Consider the following 17,479-nt stretch of genomic DNA (forward strand, 5'->3'; position numbering starts at 1 on the left):
TTATGCAGGCCCAAAAAGGGCCGCATGCCGCTGATTGTTTTTTATGCGGCTTTTGGATCAATTGAGCTTAGGGGCAGGTTTTTCCATGCGCAAGATGCCAAAAGACATCTGAACGAGTAAAATTAAAAAACAAAAACAGGGGAAAGCCGGGATCAAAGATTATTCAGGAACCCGCTGGGCATTGGTGATGCGCACATTCAGCACATGGCCCTTCCCCATCACCTGATGGGTCATTTCTAAAAGGCGATCATGGACCAGATCGAAATCCAGAGCGCCGGGGCGATCGGCCTGCGTGGTCTGCCGGCTATTGAGATCGCGCAAAAAGCCATCGCGTAATTCCGGCAAACGTGCGGCCACATAGGACTGGTTATCCGGGCCATCCACTTCAAACGCCAGATCCACCCACATATAGCCAAGAATCCGGTTATCGCCATCGATCAAGGGCAAAGCAAAACGCCGCACCGGCACCACCAGAAGATCGATCTTCTTTTCCGCCTTTTCCTTGGCGGCCTGTGCCTGTTCTTCGATGGCAGCTTCATCTTGCACGCTTGCGCTATCATCCCCGCCGGAAAGAAAGAAGAAAACCGCAGCTCCGCCGATCAGCACCCCGCCAACAATGCCCGCCACCAGAAAAAGCAGCCCCCGCGGACGACCACCCGCTTCCAATTCCACCGCGTCTTTTTCTGCCATTACCGTTTTCTCCGTTTCTTCTTAATGATCATGCGATCATCTGTTTATGGTATCAAGGATGCCGAAAGCCGCCCGCTCCCCACGCCCGGCTTGTGCCGTCTTCTTCCACCACAATCAACGCATCGCCCTTTTCCACCATACCAATGTCCATAATCGGCACATTGGCCGATTTTGCGGCAGCCTTTATCGCATCGGCATTTTCTGGCGGGGCGGTAAAGGCCAGCTCATAATCATCCCCGCCGGTCAGCACCGTGCGCAAAAGATCGGGGGTATCCGCAAGCATATGTCGCGCGGCATCAGACAAAGGCACGCGGCGCGCCTCAATGCGCATCCCCACCCGGCTTTGCGCACATATATGGCCCAGATCGGCAATCATTCCATCGGAAATATCAAGGGCGGCACTGGCAAGGCCCACAAGATTCGCGCCCAAGGCCAATCGCGGCACTGGCACATGATAGCGACGGACCAGCGCCACATCAGAGGGACAGCCCCCCAAAAGGCATTTAAGGCCAAGGGCCGCATCACCGATGGTGCCGCTTACAAAAACCAGATCCCCCGGCTTGGCACCGTTCCTGCGCAAAGCCTGCCCTTTTTCCACATATCCAATGGCGGTCAATGACAAGACAAGTTTGCCCGCCCCGGATACCGTATCGCCCCCATAAAGAGCGATGCCGAATTCTTTCTGATCTTCCAAAAGCCCCTTGGAAAGCTCTGTGGCAAGGCCGCTATCCAATTTATCCGGAAAGGCCAAGCCCAACAAATAGCCCAAAGGCTTTGCCCCCATGGCCGCCAGATCGGACAGGTTCACCCGCAATAATTTGCGTGCCACCAGATCCATTGGATCGCTGGAGAAAAAATGCCGCCCCGACACCATCATGTCTTTGGTGACCACCAGATCATAGCCATCGGGCGGTGAAAAAAGGGCCGCATCATCCCCCAAACCAAGGGCGGGGGAACCGCTTGTGGTCAAGCGGGAAAAAATGGTGTCGATCAGAGAAAATTCATCCATCCGTCAAATCCCCGATCCAAACCCGCCTTGTTTTCGCGCTCTTGGCGAAAAAGCTCAGGACCGGATATCGCGGGCCAGCCGGTCCAGCACTCCATTGGCGAAAGCGGCTCTGCCCCGTCAAAAAAGGCATGGGCCACATCCATATATTCATTGATGACCACAGCCGTGGGCACATCGGGACGCGCGGTCAGTTCATAGGTGGCAGCACGCAGGATCGCCCGCAACACCGATTCCAGCCGATCCAGCGGCCAATTGGCAGCCAATGCGCCTTTCAGCTTGTCATCGATGCTGTGCACCTGTTCGATGGTTCCCAGCACAATATCGGCGAACAGATTCTGGTCCGCATCCGCATATTGATCGCCTTCGATTTCCCGCCCCAAACGAAAGGCGCGAAATTCTGTAACCACATGGCGTGGATCGGCATCGGGATTGTGCTCAAGCTGATACAGTGCCTGAACCGCACCAAGCCGCGCCGCTGAACGCGCCCCACCGGATGGCTTCTTTCCCTTGCGGGGCCGTGCCGGGCCTTGTGCGGCTTGCTTCTCGGTCATGCCTTCACTCCAAAACGCCGTTTCAAACCCGCCATTGCCAACGCCGCTTCACTGGCGGCACGGCCTTTATTGCCGCGCTTGCGATCGGCCCGGGCCCATGCCTGATCGTCATTTTCCACGGTCAATATGCCATAGCCTATGGCCAGATGGTCGCGGATAGCCAGATCTTGCAAGCCCCGCGCACTTTCCCCGCACACATAATCATAGTGGCTGGTTTCGCCACGAATAACGACACCCAAAGCCACATAGGCATCATAATGCGGGCCGGTGCCGTTTTTCCTCGCTTGATCGGCAAAGGCGATAGCGGCAGGAATTTCAAAGGTGCCGGGAACCTGAATGCGGTCCACATGCACGCCCTTGGCGTTTAAAAATTCTGCGGCGCCAGCATAAAGCTCATCGGCGAGGTCTTCGTAAAAGCGCGCTTCTACGATCAATAGGTTCAAGGGATCTGCCATTATGTTCAATCAGCCGTCTAAGGGGATGGTGCGTTGTTCTACGATATTGAGGCCATAGCCTCAAGTCCAACGATGTTATGTTGCGTATTGGATAAAAGCACAAGATCACGCACACCAAGATCCAAAAGAATCTGCGCCCCGATGCCATAATCCCGCAAGGCGGCTGCCGTCGCCACCGCTTGCTTTTTCTTAGGCATGCTGCGGGCCTGCATTTCCTGCGTCAGGCGATCAGGCCGCACATCGCGGATAATCACCACAATACCGCGCCCTTCCTTGCCGATACAGCGCATGGCCTGATGCAGCTGTCCGGCCCGGCCATTATCTTCGGCCAGAATATCATCAAACAGGCTGATGGCATGCATCCGCACCAAGACCGGGTCGGGTCCGCTCAGATCCCCCTTCACCAAAACAATATGCTCCGCATATTCGGCGCGATTGACATAGGTCTTCATATGCCATTCGCCGCCATAAAGGCTGGTGATTTCGGTTTCGCTTACCGCATCCACAAGGCTGTCATTCTTGAGGCGATAAGCAATCAGATCGCGGATGGTGGCCACTTTCAGCCCATGAAGCTGCGCAAAGCCCATCAGATCGGGCAACCGCGCCATGGTGCCGTCTTCATTCATGATCTCGCAGATCACCGACGAGGGATTAAGCCCCGCCAGCCGTGAAATATCCACCGAGGCTTCCGTATGGCCGGCGCGCACCAGAACCCCGCCATCGCGGGCCACCAGTGGAAACACATGGCCCGGCGTTGCCAGATCATCGCGGCCACGGGCGCTATCAATGGCCACCTGAATGGTCCGGGCGCGATCCGCGGCGGAAATCCCCGTTGTCACCCCTTCGCGGGCTTCGATAGAAACGGTGAAGGCGGTTTGATGGCGGCTGGCATTTTCCTGGCTCATCAAGGACAAACCGAGATCTTCCGCCCGCTGCCGGGTCAGGGACAGGCAAATGAGGCCCCGGCCATGTTTGGCCATGAAATTGATCGCTTCAGGCGTTGCCATTTGTGCCGGGATAATCAGATCACCCTCATTTTCCCGGTCTTCATCGTCCACCAGAATGAACATGCGTCCATTACGGGCATCTTCGATTACCTCTTCGATGCTGGACAAAAAACTCTCGGACATTCACGTCCCTTTCCAATAGTCACTCGCGCTCAAACGTCAATCACGGCCTGAAAGTCGGGCGAGATAACGCGCAAGAATATCAATTTCCAGATTCACCCGGTCGCCTTCACCAGCATCACGAAAGGACGTTTCCATCAAAGTGTGCGGGATTATATTCACCGAAAAAGCTGCACCGGGCGGATTGGACACCGCATTCACCGTCAAGGACACACCATTCACCGTGACCGACCCCTTGCGGGCGATATAGGGAGCGATATCATCGGGCATGGAAAACAAAATCTCTTTCGAGCCTGCCTTGGGAGTGATTTCAAGGATTTCCCCCACCCCGTCCACATGGCCACTAACGATATGGCCGCCCATTTCATCGCCAACCCGCAAAGAGCGTTCAAGATTCACAGCCACACCGGGCCGCCAATCGCCCAAAGCCGTGCAGGACAAGGTTTCCCGGCTTACATCCACGGCAAACCAGCCCGTTGATTGATCCTGCCCCTTATCCACCACTGTCAGGCACACACCCGCACAAGCAATGGACGCCCCAAGATCGATGCTTTGAGTGTCATAAGCCGTTTCGATCACGATGCGCACATCGCCTTTTTGCTCAACCGAGCGGATACGCCCCACATCGGTGACAATTCCTGTGAACATCTAAGCTCCTTATATGGTCAGGCGCGTACATAAACCGACAAAGCGTCTTCGCCAAGGGTCCGTTCGGAAATCTTGCGAAAATGCGGGGCATCCGCCATCACATCCTGAACAGACAGCCCCGCAACGGAAGCCCGTCCATCTGCACCGATCAGCTTGGGCGCCGTATAAAGATAAAGCCGATCCACCAGCCCTGCCCGCAAAAACGCGGCCGTGATCAAAGCCCCTCCTTCAACCAAAAGCCGGGTGATCCCCCTTTGCCCCAGCTTATGGGCCAGATCTTTGACACAAGGGTGGCCGACTTCATCTGCATCAACGGGAATGATCTGTCCTCGGGCTTCTTGATCGGCACAATCTGCATTTTTTTCCGTATTTTTGACGGTGCTCCACCAATATCGGGGCAAATCGGCAGGCGGATCAGAGGTCATCAGAATTTTTTGGGGAGAGCGGTCTTCCAGCCCCGACACCCGACAATCCAAAGATGGCCGGTCAGCGCGATAGGTGCCAGCGCCAACCAAAATGGCGTCATGGCTGGCGCGTAGCATATGCCCATATTGGCGGGCCGCATCGCCGGTAATCCATTTGCTGTGGCCGGTGCTGCTGGCGATACACCCGTCCAAAGATTGAGCGATCTTGCACGCAATCATCGGACGGCTCTCACGCACCTTCAGGAAAAACCCCTGATGGCTATCGGCGGCGCGATCCCCAAGCAGCCCCATATCCACCCGAATCCCGGCCTTGCGCAAACGGGCAATGCCTTGGCCATTGGTGCGCGGATCAGGGTCCCCCACCGCCACCACGACATGAGAAATTCCGGCAGCAATCAAGGCATCGGCACAAGGGGGCGTGCGGCCATGATGGGCACAAGGCTCCAAGGTAACATAGGCGGTTGCGCCCTTTGCCGCCGCACCGGCCTGTGCCAGCGCCACGGTTTCCGCATGGGGCCTGCCGCCCGGTGCCGTCCAACCGCGCCCCACCACATGGCCATCCCGCACGATCACACAGCCCACCGCCGGATTGGGGGCAACCCGCCCCAAACCCCGCGCCCCAAGGCGCAAGGCCATGTCCATAAATGTCGGGTCGGGCGGCGCAATCACGGCATCGGCCTAATCGTCAAGCGGGGCGGGTTTTTCCTCATCCCCTTGCAAGGTGGAGAGGAAATTCTCGAAATCCTGTGCTTCGCGAAAATTCCGATAGACCGAGGCATAGCGCACATAGGCCACCTGATCGAGATTGGAAAGCGCATCCATCACCAACTCGCCGATGGCATCGGTTTCCACCTCGCTTTCGCCCAAGGATTCCAACCTGCGCACCAAGCCATTGACCATACGCTCCACCCGATCCGGCTCCACAGGGCGCTTGCGCAAGGCAATGTCAATGGACCGTTGCAGCTTATCCCGTTCAAAGGGAACACGCCGCCCACTGCGCTTGAGCACAATCAATTCGCGCAACTGCACCCGCTCAAAAGTGGTAAAGCGCGCCGCACAGCCCGGACAAAACCGACGGCGACGAATGGCCGAGCGATCTTCTGTGGGTCGGCTATCTTTGACTTGCGTATCTTCATTTCCGCAAAATGGGCAGCGCATCATGTCTCCCTTGTCGCAAATCCCGGATCAATAGCGTAAAGGCCGGGCCGAAATCAAAAAGCGTGGATCAAAACCCGGAATAGATGGGGAATTTTTTACACAAGGCTTTCACCCGGCCTCGCACATCCGCTTCGATGGCTCCATTATCCGCACCATTCCGGGCCAGACCTTCAAGAATTTCCGTGATCCAATCGCCCACAAGCTGGAATTCGGATATCCCGAAGCCCCGCGTGGTACAGGCCGGTGTGCCAAGGCGGATGCCGGATGTGATAAATGGTTTTTGCGGATCGAAGGGAACGCCGTTTTTATTGCAGGTAATGCCCGAGCGTTCCAATGCTTCATCGGCTGCCTTGCCGGTAATGCCCTTGGGCCGCAGGTCCACCAGAACCAGATGCGTATCGGTTCCTCCCGACACCAGATCAAAGCCTTTTTCCCGCAAACGCTCACCCAAGGCCTGGGCGTTTTCCACCACCGATGCCGCATATGCCTTGAAACCGGGGCGCAAGGCCTCACCAAAGGCCACCGCTTTTGCCGCAATCACATGCATCAAGGGGCCGCCCTGAAGGCCGGGAAACACCGCCGAATTGATCTTTTTCCCCAGATCTTCATCATTGGACAAAATCATCCGCCACGGGGGCCGCGCAGGGTTTTATGGGTGGTGGTGGTCACCACATGGGCATGGGGCAAGGGGCTTGGATGCACACCGCCCGCAACCAATCCGGCAAAATGCGCCATATCCACGAACAGATAGGCGTCTACAGAATCGGCAATCTCGCGGAAGCGGGCAAAATCAATATGGCGCGAATAGGCCGACCCACCGGCGATAATCATACGCGGCTTATGCTGACGCGCCAAAGACTGCACTTCATCATAATCGATCAAGCCATCTTCACGGCGCACACCATATTGCACCGCATTGAACCATTTCCCCGAAAGCGCAGGCTTTGCCCCGTGGGTCAAATGGCCACCCGCATCCAAAGACATGCCCAAAATGGTATCGCCCGGCTGCAAAAGCGCCAGCATCACCGCCCCATTGGCTTGGGCACCGGAATGGGGCTGGACATTCACAAAGGCGCAGTTGAACAGCTTTTTGGCCCGGTCAATGGCCAGCTTTTCCGCAACATCCACATGCTCGCAGCCCTGATAATAGCGGCGGCCGGGATAGCCTTCGGCATATTTATTGGTCAGCACCGAACCTTGCGCTTCCAAAACTGCACGGCTGACAATGTTTTCCGAGGCAATCAGCTCGATCTGCGACTGCTGACGGCCAAGTTCATTCTTGATTGCGGCGGCAAGATCAGGATCGGACTGGGCCAAAGACGCATCGAAAAATCCATCCATATCGGATCGGGAAACACTCTTCAGGGTGGTAGACATAAAGCCTTTTCCTTTTTTCGCTGTCGATCAGCACGATGTCTCTTGTGGAACGCTACCAAGTTTATCAACCGGCGCTGATGGCGTCCCCCTTCAAACGGCGTGTCGAGAAACGCATCCAGAATTGTGGTGGCCATCGCCTCTCCGATCAAACGACCGCCCAAGGCCAATACATTGGCATCATTATGCTGACGCGCCAATTGCGCCGATAGCGGCTCGCTACATAAAGCGCATCGCACAGACGGATGACGGTTGGCGGCAATGGAAATACCAATCCCCGAGCCGCACACAACCAGCCCGAAAGGAGCGCGTCCTTCCGCAATGGCCTTGGCCAAAGCATGCCCATAATCGGGATAATCCACCGACTCCCCATTGTGGGTCCCCAGATCCACCACCGTCCAACCGCGCGTTTCCAGATGGGCGATCAACTGTGTTTTCAAAGCCAATCCCGCATGGTCTGCGGCGACGACAATGCTGTGTTCAGCCATAGCGACACTTTCCCGATCAACAAGAAGAATCAGATATGCGTATTATCGCATACGCCTTGCTGCGGTCATACCACAAGCTTTTCAATCCCGCCAAGCAACCACTGGCATATCAAACCCGCCATGATGAAACATTTCTTAAATGGCTCCTTCCAAGAATACAAAGTACATCTTTCAAGAAAATGTCGTGTAAAGACGCGCGTGAAAGATAGTTAATACAAATTAACAATACAAAATATTACAAAATCTAATACTTCTTGAACGAATTTTTCTATATTGTATGAAGTGACCCATACTTTGCAGTTTCAGGATGACGCGAGATGATTGATAGCAATGAGAAAAATCAACTAGACTCAGAAAATCTGAACCGGGTTACCGATATTGTAACCGCTTATATCAGCAACAATCCGGTACCGCCTTCGCAAATACCGGAGATCATCGCGTCCGTTCATCGCAGCCTTCATACGCTTGCCCATGATACAGCAGCCCCCCAGGCAGAGCCGCAAAAGCCTGCTGTTGCTACCAAGAAATCCATTACCGACGATTTCATCATTTGCCTGGAAGATGGCAAGAAGCTGAAAATGCTGAAGCGCTATTTGCGGTCCAAATATAATATGACCCCGGATGAATATCGGGCGAAATGGGATCTGCCTGCCGATTATCCAATGGTCGCCCCCAGCTATGCCAAGCGGCGGTCGGAATTTGCCAAACAGATCGGCCTTGGCAGAAGCGGGCGCGGTGGCCGTAAAAAGCGCTGATCCGCTCCGGCCATTTCCTCTCTGTTTTTCATCTGATTGTCCCTATCCGCTTTTCGTGACCACGTGAACGCGCTGTCACAAATCCTTGCAAGCGTGCGCGAAGGATTGACCTTGCGCCGCACCTGTTTATGGTCCGCCCAATCGATGCTGCTAATGAGAAAGGGTGTGCCGTGGACTTTCATCTAACCGAAGAACAATCGCTGATCCGCGACATGGCCCGCCAGTTCGCCCAAGAACGGTTGCTGCCCTTTGCCGCCCTTTGGGATGAAGAAAAAACCTTCCCCGTCGACGCCATGCGCGCCGCAGCGGACTTGGGCTTTGCGGCTATTTATGTCAGTGAAGATCATGGCGGGGTTGGCCTGAGCCGGGTGGAATCGGCGTTGATCATGGAACAGCTTGCCTATGGCTGTCCCTCCACCGCTGCTTATATTTCCATCCACAATATGGCCAATTGGATGATTGCCCAATTCGGCAATGATGAACAACGGGCGCGCTGGGTGGGCGATCTCTCCAGCATGAAGCGCTTTGCCAGCTATTGCCTTACCGAACCGTCTGCCGGGTCTGATGCTGCCTCTTTGCGAACCCGTGCCGTGCGCGATGGGGATCATTATGTGCTCAATGGTGCCAAAGCGTTCATTTCCGGAGCGGGCGATATGGGGGCCGATATTTATGTGTGCATGGTGCGCACCGGCGGCGAAGGCCCCAAGGGCATTTCCTGCATTGTCGTGGAAAAAGGCACCGAAGGCCTGAGTTTCGGCGCACAGGAACGAAAGCTGGGCTGGCATTCACAGCCTACAGCATCGGTCAATTTCGATGCGTGCCGTGTGCCGGTGGCCAATCTGATTGGCGCGGAAGGCGATGGCTTTAAAATCGCCATGCAAGGGCTGGATGGGGGCCGCCTGAATATCGGTGCCTGTTCCCTTGGCGGAGCGCAATTCGCACTGGATACAGCCATTGATTATGTGAAGGAACGCCAGCAATTTGGCCGCCCCATCGCCGATTTTCAGGCCACCCAATTCAAGATCGCCGATATGGCGACGGAATTGGAAGCGGCCCGCCTGTTGCTTTATGCAGCCGCGCAAAAAGTGTCGGAAAAAGCGCCGGACGGCACCCAATATGCCGCCATGGCCAAGCGCTTTGCCACCGATACCGGTTTCGATGTGGCCAACCGCGCCCTGCAACTTCATGGCGGTTACGGCTATTTGATGGATTATCCCATTGAACGGGTGCTGCGGGATCTTCGCGTCCATCAGATTCTGGAAGGCACCAACGAGATCATGCGGGTGATTGCCGCCAGACGATTGCTTGGGTGAGGCGGCTGCTTGGGTGAGGCGGCTACTTGGGCGAAATAAAAAACAGGGGCAGATCCATCACTGCCCCTCATCTTGATGCCTCTTCGGGGTACGAAACTTATCAATCCTTTCAAAAATGCACCAGAACAAAGCCTGAGCCTCAACAGGTCTTGCCCCGCCGTTTTTGGTGATTATGCTGATCGCCAGAACAGAAACCGCACCGCCAATCATAGATAAGGGCCAGACCGTGTCAGACTTTACCGATGTACTTTTCTCCCAGCGCGGCAAAATCGGATTCATCTTGCTCAACCGCCCCCGCGCCTTGAATGCTCTCACCAGGGAGATGTGTGTGGCGGTAAAAAACCAGCTCGATCTTTGGGCTGAAGATCCCGGTATTGATGCGGTGATCATCGAAGGCGAAGGCGAAAAAGCCTTTTGCGCGGGTGGCGATGTGGTGAAGGTGGCCCAATCGGCAAAAGAAGGCAGCGATGATTGCTGGCAATTTTTCCGTGACGAATATCGCATGAACAGCACCATCGGCCATTTCCCCAAGCCCTATATTGCCTTGCTGGATGGGGTAACCATGGGCGGCGGCGTTGGCATTTCTGCCCATGGCCCGTATCGGGTGGCCACCGAACAAACCCTGTTTGCCATGCCGGAAACCGCCCTAGGGCTGATCCCGGATGTGGGCGGTTCGCATATCCTGCCGCGTCTGCCCAATCATATGGGCATGTATCTGGCACTTACAGGGGCGCGCCTCAAAGCGGCGGATATGCTGCATCTTGGCCTTGCCACCCATTATATCCCGCGCGGTTCTCTTATCGACTTGAAGGCGAAATTTGCCGAATCCCAAGGGCCGCTTGGTTTGGCCGAAGTGGGTGTGATTCTGGACGATGCGGCACAAGACCCCGGCACGCCCACCCTTGCAGGCCGCACACAGCAAATCAGCCAGCATTTCTCAAAAGACAGCGTGGGGGCAATCATCGACTCTCTGGCAAAGGACACCTCCCAATGGGCGCAGAATAGCTATAAAGATTTGCTCGCCAAATCGCCCATATCACTTGAACTGAGCTTTGCTGCAGGCCGCAAGGGCGCGTCTCTTGATCTGGACGGCTGCCTGCAGATGGAATATCGCGTTGTGAACCGCATTCTGGAACTGGATACCGACTTTTTTGAAGGGGTGCGGGCCATTTTGATCGATAAAGACCGCAATCCCACATGGTCACCGGCGCGTCTGGCCGATCTGGACAAAACAGCCATTGCCGCGCATTTCGCTGATCTGGGGGATCGTGAACTGGATCTGGGCTGAAAATTGCTTTTAAGCCGCAAAGCATCATAACCAAAAAAGGACCACATCATGGCGACTATCGGATTTGTCGGACTTGGAAATATGGGGCTGCCCATGGCCCTCAATCTTGTAAAAGCGGGCCATGATGTGGTGGGCCATGATCTAAGCGACAAGCAATTGGCCACACTTTCCAAAGCCGGAGGACGCCGGGCAAACGGGCTTGACGATATCGCCACATGCGAGGTGATCGTTTCCATGCTTCCCGCTGGCAAACATGTGGCCCAAATCTATGGTGGCGAGGAAGGCCTGATCAAAAAGGTCAAGGCCGGCACGCTTTTGATCGACAGCTCTACCATTGATGTGGCAACCGCACGGACTATAGCCGGCGAGGCGGCCGGTGCCGGCCTTGATATGGTGGATGCGCCGGTATCGGGCGGCGTTGGCGGGGCACAAGCGGGTACGCTGACCTTCATGGTCGGCGGCCCTGAAGCCGCTTTTGAAAAAGCAAAACCCTTTCTGGAAGTGATGGGCGCAAAAATCGTTCATGCGGGCGACGCGGGCACCGGGCAAGCAGCCAAAATCTGCAACAACATGCTGCTGGCCATCTCCATGATCGGTGTTTCGGAAGCCTTTAGTCTGGCGCGCAAATTGGGGCTTTCCGATCAAAAGTTTTTTGATATTGCCTCCACATCCTCGGGCCAGTGCTGGTCGATGACAAGCTATTGTCCGGTGCCGGGGCCGGTGCCCGCCTCCCCCGCCAATCGTGATTATGCGCCGGGTTTTGCCACCGATATGATGCTCAAGGATTTGCGGCTGGCGAAAGATGCCGCGCAATCGGTCAAGGCAAAAACCGATCTGGGAGACCAGTCTTTGGCGCTTTATGCAGCCCTGTCCGAAGATGGCTATGGCGGGCTGGATTTCTCGGGCGTGTTCAAGCGCATCAACGGAGACATCTAGCTCAGGACTCAGTGATTGCGCCAGAAAATGATGGTTGCGGCGATACAGATGGCGGGCATGAAGATGCAGGCGCATCGGTCATAGCGCCTGTGGATGCGCCGCAACCGTTTAGTGATATTGAATCTAATCTGGAAGACCGTCAATTTTCGGGAGATTTTCCAAACCGGTGCACCATGCCGCTCTGTTTGCAAAGCAGATATGTGCACTTGGCGAGATGTCGATCACGCTATCAATACTCCCGGCAGGGACAACCACCAAAGCCCCCTCTAATTGAATATTCGGAAGAGCGGACCCGCATTTAATGCAAAAGCTTTTTTCATGCCGGGTCTTTGGAACCCGGTAAGTCTGGATGCTATCAACACCAGAAACCCAATTTACCGTTGCTTTCGATGAAAACAAATTGGCCGCATGTGCAGACCCCGTGTCCTTTCGACAGCGCGTGCAATGGCAAAGAAAGAAGCTCTCGACCTCACCTGATATCTGAAATTTAACGGTACCGCACAAACAGGAACCGGCGATGGTTGGGGGCATAATGATATACTCGTATTCGTTCGACGTGGAATCGCAATGGCGGTTGCAGCCTGCCAGATTAATGGATCTTGAGCCTAAAAATAATCCTTAAACTTATGAACAGGGTTAAGGCTTTCTTTCGATTTTGACGTTTATCCTATGTCCACGAGATAGGATATCCAGGAGAATTGCGGGATGACGTTGCACCCGGCGAAATCCGGTCTGATGGGAGATGAAACCCCACAGGCCCAGACAAAAGCCTTGTTTCTTGATTGCCTTGCACTGGTAGAGCGCTTGCACAGGCGCTTGCTGGATGTATTGAAAGACCATCTGGACCGGGAAGGAAATTCCGATATCAACCCGGTTCAGGCCCTGCTGGTCTACAATATCGGCGAGCATGAAATGACCGCGGGCGAATTAAAAAGCCGCGGATATTATCAAGGCTCGAATGTGTCTTATAATCTCAAAAAACTGGTTGAAATGGGATATATCGACCATCAGCGGGCCGAACATGATCGCCGCGCCGTGCGTATTTCCCTTACCGACAAAGGCTATAAGATCCGCGACCTGATCGACAGCATGTATCTGGAACAACTGGATGAGCTATTGGCCGATGGTCTGATCAATTCCGATGAAATGACCGCTCTGCGCCGCAATCTGCGTAATCTGGAACGTTTCTGGAGTGACCGTTTACGCTTTGCGGTATAATGCCCGAAATGCTTTTCAGCCTGTGTTTTCATGACCAACGCACATCCTGTTCATGTGCGACATATGATCCGAGGCAATGCTTCATATCTTGCCTCGGGCTTTAAAGCTGCTATTGAAAGGCTATGGCCGTGCTCTACTGGCCTCGCCGTTTCTTTGTCTGTATAAAGAATACAAACAAAGTTCCGACGTCCTTTGCGACATAAAGCGAGCAGCAAACGAGACGACAAAATGGATTATCAACGCATTTTCTCGGACGCAATTTCAGCGGTAAAGGCGGAAGGTCGATATCGCGTCTTCGCAAATCTGGCACGCCGCAAAGGGGAATTCCCCCGCGCCGACCGCTTTGGTGTCAGCGATAATACGCGCCCTGTCACGGTTTGGTGCTCCAATGATTATCTGGGCATGGGCCAGCATGAGGTTGTGATTTCCGCCATGCATGAAGCCCTTGATCATTCCGGTGCAGGCGCGGGCGGCACCCGCAATATCGCCGGAACCAATCATTATCATGTCCTTCTGGAACAGGAACTGGCGGATCTACACCACAAAGAAGCCGCGCTTTTGTTCACCTCCGGCTATATTTCCAATGAAGCGACTCTGTCCACATTGGCAAGGCTGCTGCCCGGCTGCATCGTTTTTTCCGATCAGTTGAACCATGCCTCCATGATCCATGGCGTGCGCAATTCCGGCGCGGAAAAACATATTTTCCGCCATAATGACGTGGCCCATCTGGAAGATCTTTTGGCCGCTGCCGATCCGGCACGCCCCAAGCTGATCGCCTTTGAATCTGTGTATTCGATGGATGGCGACATTGCCCCCATCGCTGAAATTTGCGATCTGGCCGATAAATACGGGGCCATGACCTATCTGGATGAAGTGCATGCGGTAGGACTATATGGCCCCCGTGGTGGCGGCATTGCCGACCGCGAAGGCTTGATGGAACGGCTGGATGTGATCGAAGGCACATTGGGCAAGGCCTTTGGCGTGATGGGTGGCTATATCGCCGCCTCGCAAGCCTTGGTGGATGTGGTCCGTTCTTATGCGGCGGGCTTTATTTTCACCACAGCTCTTGCGCCGGTTCTGGCCGCAGGTGCCTTGGCCAGCGTGCGTCATTTGAAATCCAGTCAGGATGAACGAAACCTGCATCAGGAACGGGCCGCCACCTTGAAGCAGCGCCTTCTGGATGCGAATTTGCCGGTGATGATGTCGCAAAGCCATATCGTGCCCGTGATGGTGGGCGACCCGGTGATGACCAAACAGGTCACCGATACCTTGCTGGATGAATTTTCCATCTATGTCCAGCCCATCAATTATCCCACTGTGCCACGCGGTACCGAGCGCTTGCGCCTTACCCCCGGCCCCACACACACGGATGCCATGATGGATGATCTGGTGAAGGCCTTGAGCCAGATCTGGGCCCGTCTTGATCTAAAACGCGCGGCCTGAAACCCGCGCATGGCGGGGAAACCCGCCCTTGATGGACCAAACAGCCTATGACGAAAAATCAGGGTTATATTGTTGAATTCATCCAGACAGGCGGGCATTTGAAAGTGACCGCCGTTGATCCGGAAACCGGAACTGAAGCCACCATCATTGGCGATCCCAATGCCTCGCGTCAGGAACTGACGGACCTGGCAGCCCGCAAGCTGGTCTATATTCTGAACAAGTCCGAAGCGGCTGATCAGGATAACCGCCCCGGCATCATCGTTTGATCTTATGCCACCTGCTGCGCGACGGCTTTCGCCTTCTCGATCGCCTGCCACACGGCATAAGGGGTTGCAGGCATATCCAATTGCGTCACCCCCAAGGGCTGTAAAGCATCCATGATGGCAATCATGGTGGACGGGCAAGCGCCAATGGTTCCCGCTTCGCCGCAGCCCTTCAACCCCAACGGATTGGTTTTGCACGGGATTTCATTATAGGAAAAATCGATATTGGGCATATCGCCCGCCTTTGGCATGGCATAATCCATGAAACTGCCGCTTAAAAGCTGCGCCGTTTCATCATAGACCACATCTTCACCCAAAGCCTGGCCAATGCCCTGCACCACGCCGCCCTGCACCTGGCCCTCCACCAGCATGGGATTGATCACCACACCGAAATCATCCACCACGCTATAGCGATCCACCCGCACCACGCCGGTTTGCGGGTCCAGTTCCACCTCGCATATATGGCAGCCATTGGGGAATGTCGATGCAGGCTTGGTATAGCTGGCAGACAAATCAAGGCCGCGTTGCAGGGTCTGGGGCCAATTTTCCTTATCGGCCTTTGCCACATCTGCCGCCAGATCCAGCACCGACAAGCGCCTGTTGGTGCCGCTTAGCTCAAAAAACCCTGCATCAAAGCGAATATCGTCAAGTGCGGCATCGAACATATGTGCCATCAGTTCCCGTCCGCGTTCGATCACCGCGTCCGATGCGGCAACGCAAGCATTGCCGATCATCTGCAAGGACCGTGAACCGCCGGTGCCGCCTCCCGTATTCTTATCCGCCGTATCGCCTTGTTTGATGTCGATCAGATGAGGATCAATGCCCAGCTTATCGCCAAAGACCTGCGCATAAGCCGTTTCATGCCCCTGCCCGTTGGATTGCGTGCCAACGCTGATGGTCACACGGCCCGTATCCGTAAACCGCACATCGATTTCTTCCTTCGGGTCGCCCAATGTACATTCCACATAATATGCCATGCCAATGCCGCGCAGAAGCCCGCGCTCTTGGGAAGCCTTGCGCCTTTTTGGAAAATCGTCCCATTCGGCCCGCGCCATGCATCCGCCATATTCCGTGCGAAATCCCCACTGTCATAAACAGCCCCGGTGGCGTTTTTATAGGGCATTTCCTTGCTGCTGATAAAATTGCGCCGGCGGATCTCGTCTTGGGTCAGCCCCAAATCCTGCGCCCCTTGATGGATCAACCGTTCCAGCAAATAGGCCGCTTCAGGCCGCCCGGCCCCGCGATAGGCATCGATGGGCGCGGTATTGGTATAAACGCCGGTAACCTTTTGATGAAGAACCGGAATACGATACGGCCCCGGCACCACTTGCATGGGTGCCATGGTGGCAATGGCCGGCGCGAAATTAGACAGATAAGCGCCCATATTGGCCAGTGTCTCGATACGGTAACCAAGGATATGGCCGTGCGCATCAAACGCCATATGAGCGGTGGACAAAAGATCCCGACCATGGGTATCGGACAAGAACGCTTCCGAGCGATCGCATGTCCATTTCACCGGCTGTGACAATGTCCGTGCCGCCAGCAAAACAGCCACATATTCTGAAAACATAAAGCTTTCATGCCAAATCCGCCACCCACATCGGGGGTAAGCACACGGATTTTTTGCGCATCCATGCCCAGCAATTTGGAAAAGCCATCCAACAGACCGGCCACGCCTTGTGTTCCCAAATGCACTTCAAGGCCGGTATCGGCATCATAGCGTGCATTGATGGCGCGTGGTTCCATGGATGTGGGGGCCACCCGGTTGTTTCGTATCGTGATGCACGAAATATGGGCCGCCGTTTTGAAGGCGGCATCAACCGCAGCTTCATCGCCGGTTTGCCATTCAAAGCTACGATTTTCCGGCACTTCCTCGAACAGTTGCGGCGCATCAGCTTCAATGGCTTTTGCACAATCAGCCACAGCATCCAGCGGATCATAATCCACCTCGATCAAATCGACCGCTTCCCGCGCAACGGCAAAGCTGTCGGCCACCACCATGGCCACCGGCTCCCCCACATAGCGCACAAAATCCTCCGCAAGGATGGGACGGTCTTTTTGTTTGATGCCGGGCAAAGGCGCAAGGCACGGCACCTTCGGGATATTGGCCGCCGTGATGTCTTTATGCGTAAGAACCAGTCGCACGCCATCAAGAGCGCTGGCCTCGTCCGTGTTGATGGAAAGGATTTTCCCATGAGCCAAAGGCGCACGTAAAAACGCCGCATGAAGCTGGCCTTCAAAGCGCAGATCATCCGTATAACAGCCCTTTCCGGTCAGAAAACGTTGGTCTTCCACCCGGCGCATAGACTGCCCGATTCCGAATTTCCGCATAAATCCT

General features: G+C 55.1%; 19 protein-coding genes and 2 pseudogenes. 7 read left to right on the forward strand and 14 right to left on the reverse strand.

Features of this window, described 5'->3' with window-relative positions:
• Window positions 1–159 precede the first annotated feature (159 nt).
• The 10 genes and pseudogenes from JCM17844_RS07975 to rpiB form a co-directional block, all read right to left on the reverse strand.
• The gene (locus tag JCM17844_RS07975) at window positions 160–690 is read right to left on the reverse strand and encodes a hypothetical protein (protein ID WP_150000475.1); all 531 of its coding nucleotides are present in this window, start codon (window positions 688–690) and stop codon (window positions 160–162) included.
• 52 nt (window positions 691–742) lie between these two features.
• The gene (gene thiL / locus JCM17844_RS07980) at window positions 743–1,699 is read right to left on the reverse strand and encodes a thiamine-phosphate kinase (protein WP_150000476.1); all 957 of its coding nucleotides are present in this window, start codon (window positions 1,697–1,699) and stop codon (window positions 743–745) included.
• Window positions 1,681–2,250: a transcription antitermination factor NusB gene (nusB, locus tag JCM17844_RS07985; RefSeq protein ID WP_210431631.1), complete on the reverse strand. Its 570-nt coding sequence runs from the start codon at window positions 2,248–2,250 to the stop codon at window positions 1,681–1,683. Before nusB ends, thiL begins: the two co-directional genes overlap by 19 nt.
• A complete protein-coding gene (gene ribH / locus JCM17844_RS07990) occupies window positions 2,247–2,705 on the reverse strand; it encodes a 6,7-dimethyl-8-ribityllumazine synthase (protein ID WP_150000671.1) in 459 nt (152 codons plus the stop codon). The genes nusB and ribH overlap by 4 nt, the downstream gene beginning before the upstream one ends.
• 38 nt (window positions 2,706–2,743) lie before the next feature.
• Window positions 2,744–3,835 carry a 3,4-dihydroxy-2-butanone-4-phosphate synthase gene (gene ribB, locus JCM17844_RS07995; RefSeq protein WP_150000477.1) on the reverse strand — a complete coding sequence of 364 codons (1,092 nt, stop codon included), beginning with the start codon at window positions 3,833–3,835 and terminating at the stop codon, window positions 2,744–2,746.
• A gap of 36 nt (window positions 3,836–3,871) precedes the next feature.
• On the reverse strand, window positions 3,872–4,480 hold the full coding sequence (locus tag JCM17844_RS08000; protein ID WP_150000478.1) for a riboflavin synthase: 609 nt from the start codon (window positions 4,478–4,480) through the stop codon (window positions 3,872–3,874).
• Window positions 4,481–4,497: 17 nt separating this feature from the next.
• Complete coding sequence (ribD, locus tag JCM17844_RS08005; RefSeq protein WP_210431633.1) at window positions 4,498–5,574, reverse strand: bifunctional diaminohydroxyphosphoribosylaminopyrimidine deaminase/5-amino-6-(5-phosphoribosylamino)uracil reductase RibD; 1,077 nt, start codon at window positions 5,572–5,574, stop codon at window positions 4,498–4,500.
• 9 nt (window positions 5,575–5,583) lie between these two features.
• Entirely contained in the window at window positions 5,584–6,063 is a 480-nt protein-coding gene (nrdR, locus tag JCM17844_RS08010; protein WP_150000673.1) for a transcriptional regulator NrdR, read from the reverse strand.
• A 67-nt stretch (window positions 6,064–6,130) separates the two neighbouring features.
• Window positions 6,131–7,440, reverse strand: a pseudogene (gene glyA / locus JCM17844_RS08015) (serine hydroxymethyltransferase).
• Complete coding sequence (gene rpiB / locus JCM17844_RS08020) at window positions 7,425–7,925, reverse strand: ribose 5-phosphate isomerase B (RefSeq protein ID WP_150000479.1); 501 nt, start codon at window positions 7,923–7,925, stop codon at window positions 7,425–7,427. The pseudogene glyA and the gene rpiB overlap by 16 nt, the downstream one beginning before the upstream one ends.
• Before the next feature lie 317 nt (window positions 7,926–8,242).
• Between rpiB and JCM17844_RS08025 the strand changes: the two genes are divergently transcribed.
• The 4 genes from JCM17844_RS08025 to mmsB all read left to right on the forward strand — a co-directional run bounded on the left by JCM17844_RS08025 (window position 8,243) and on the right by mmsB (window position 12,217).
• Entirely contained in the window at window positions 8,243–8,680 is a 438-nt protein-coding gene (locus JCM17844_RS08025) for a Ros/MucR family transcriptional regulator (protein ID WP_150000480.1), read from the forward strand.
• A gap of 128 nt (window positions 8,681–8,808) precedes the next feature.
• Window positions 8,809–9,993 carry an acyl-CoA dehydrogenase family protein gene (locus JCM17844_RS08030; protein ID WP_150000481.1) on the forward strand — a complete coding sequence of 395 codons (1,185 nt, stop codon included), beginning with the start codon at window positions 8,809–8,811 and terminating at the stop codon, window positions 9,991–9,993.
• 172 nt (window positions 9,994–10,165) lie between these two features.
• Window positions 10,166–11,281 (forward strand): enoyl-CoA hydratase/isomerase family protein, encoded by a 1,116-nt coding sequence (locus JCM17844_RS08035; RefSeq protein ID WP_150000482.1) that lies wholly within the window; start codon window positions 10,166–10,168, stop codon window positions 11,279–11,281.
• Between the two features lie 48 nt (window positions 11,282–11,329).
• A complete protein-coding gene (gene mmsB / locus JCM17844_RS08040) occupies window positions 11,330–12,217 on the forward strand; it encodes a 3-hydroxyisobutyrate dehydrogenase (protein WP_150000483.1) in 888 nt (295 codons plus the stop codon).
• Between the two features lie 123 nt (window positions 12,218–12,340).
• Here the strand turns inward: mmsB and JCM17844_RS17245 are convergent, their stop codons facing one another.
• Window positions 12,341–12,748 (reverse strand): GFA family protein, encoded by a 408-nt coding sequence (locus JCM17844_RS17245; RefSeq protein ID WP_150000484.1) that lies wholly within the window; start codon window positions 12,746–12,748, stop codon window positions 12,341–12,343.
• Between the two features lie 174 nt (window positions 12,749–12,922).
• Between JCM17844_RS17245 and JCM17844_RS08050 the strand changes: the two genes are divergently transcribed.
• The 3 genes from JCM17844_RS08050 (at window position 12,923) to JCM17844_RS08060 (ending at window position 15,144) form a co-directional block, all read left to right on the forward strand.
• Window positions 12,923–13,435, forward strand: coding sequence for a MarR family winged helix-turn-helix transcriptional regulator (locus JCM17844_RS08050; protein WP_150000485.1), 513 nt, complete (start codon window positions 12,923–12,925; stop codon window positions 13,433–13,435).
• Window positions 13,436–13,663: 228 nt separating this feature from the next.
• Window positions 13,664–14,878: a 5-aminolevulinate synthase gene (hemA, locus tag JCM17844_RS08055; protein ID WP_150000486.1), complete on the forward strand. Its 1,215-nt coding sequence runs from the start codon at window positions 13,664–13,666 to the stop codon at window positions 14,876–14,878.
• A gap of 47 nt (window positions 14,879–14,925) precedes the next feature.
• Window positions 14,926–15,144 (forward strand): DUF6898 family protein, encoded by a 219-nt coding sequence (locus tag JCM17844_RS08060; protein ID WP_150000487.1) that lies wholly within the window; start codon window positions 14,926–14,928, stop codon window positions 15,142–15,144.
• A gap of 2 nt (window positions 15,145–15,146) precedes the next feature.
• On the opposite strand, the gene JCM17844_RS14850 is transcribed toward JCM17844_RS08060, so the two are convergent.
• The 3 genes and pseudogenes from JCM17844_RS14850 to JCM17844_RS14860 form a co-directional block, all read right to left on the reverse strand.
• Window positions 15,147–16,196 carry a xanthine dehydrogenase family protein molybdopterin-binding subunit gene (locus JCM17844_RS14850; RefSeq protein ID WP_235898954.1) on the reverse strand — a complete coding sequence of 350 codons (1,050 nt, stop codon included), beginning with the start codon at window positions 16,194–16,196 and terminating at the stop codon, window positions 15,147–15,149.
• Window positions 16,197–16,339: 143 nt separating this feature from the next.
• Window positions 16,340–16,711: pseudogene (locus JCM17844_RS16590) on the reverse strand (molybdopterin cofactor-binding domain-containing protein); the annotation flags it as partial.
• On the reverse strand, window positions 16,654–17,472 hold the full coding sequence (locus tag JCM17844_RS14860) for a xanthine dehydrogenase family protein molybdopterin-binding subunit (RefSeq protein WP_210431637.1): 819 nt from the start codon (window positions 17,470–17,472) through the stop codon (window positions 16,654–16,656). The gene JCM17844_RS14860 and the pseudogene JCM17844_RS16590, both read right to left, overlap by 58 nt.
• Window positions 17,473–17,479 lie beyond the last annotated feature (7 nt).

Origin of the sequence: Iodidimonas gelatinilytica, assembly GCF_008579125.1 — a bacterium.
Taxonomy (GTDB): Bacteria; Pseudomonadota; Alphaproteobacteria; order Sphingomonadales; family Rhodothalassiaceae; genus Iodidimonas; species Iodidimonas muriae.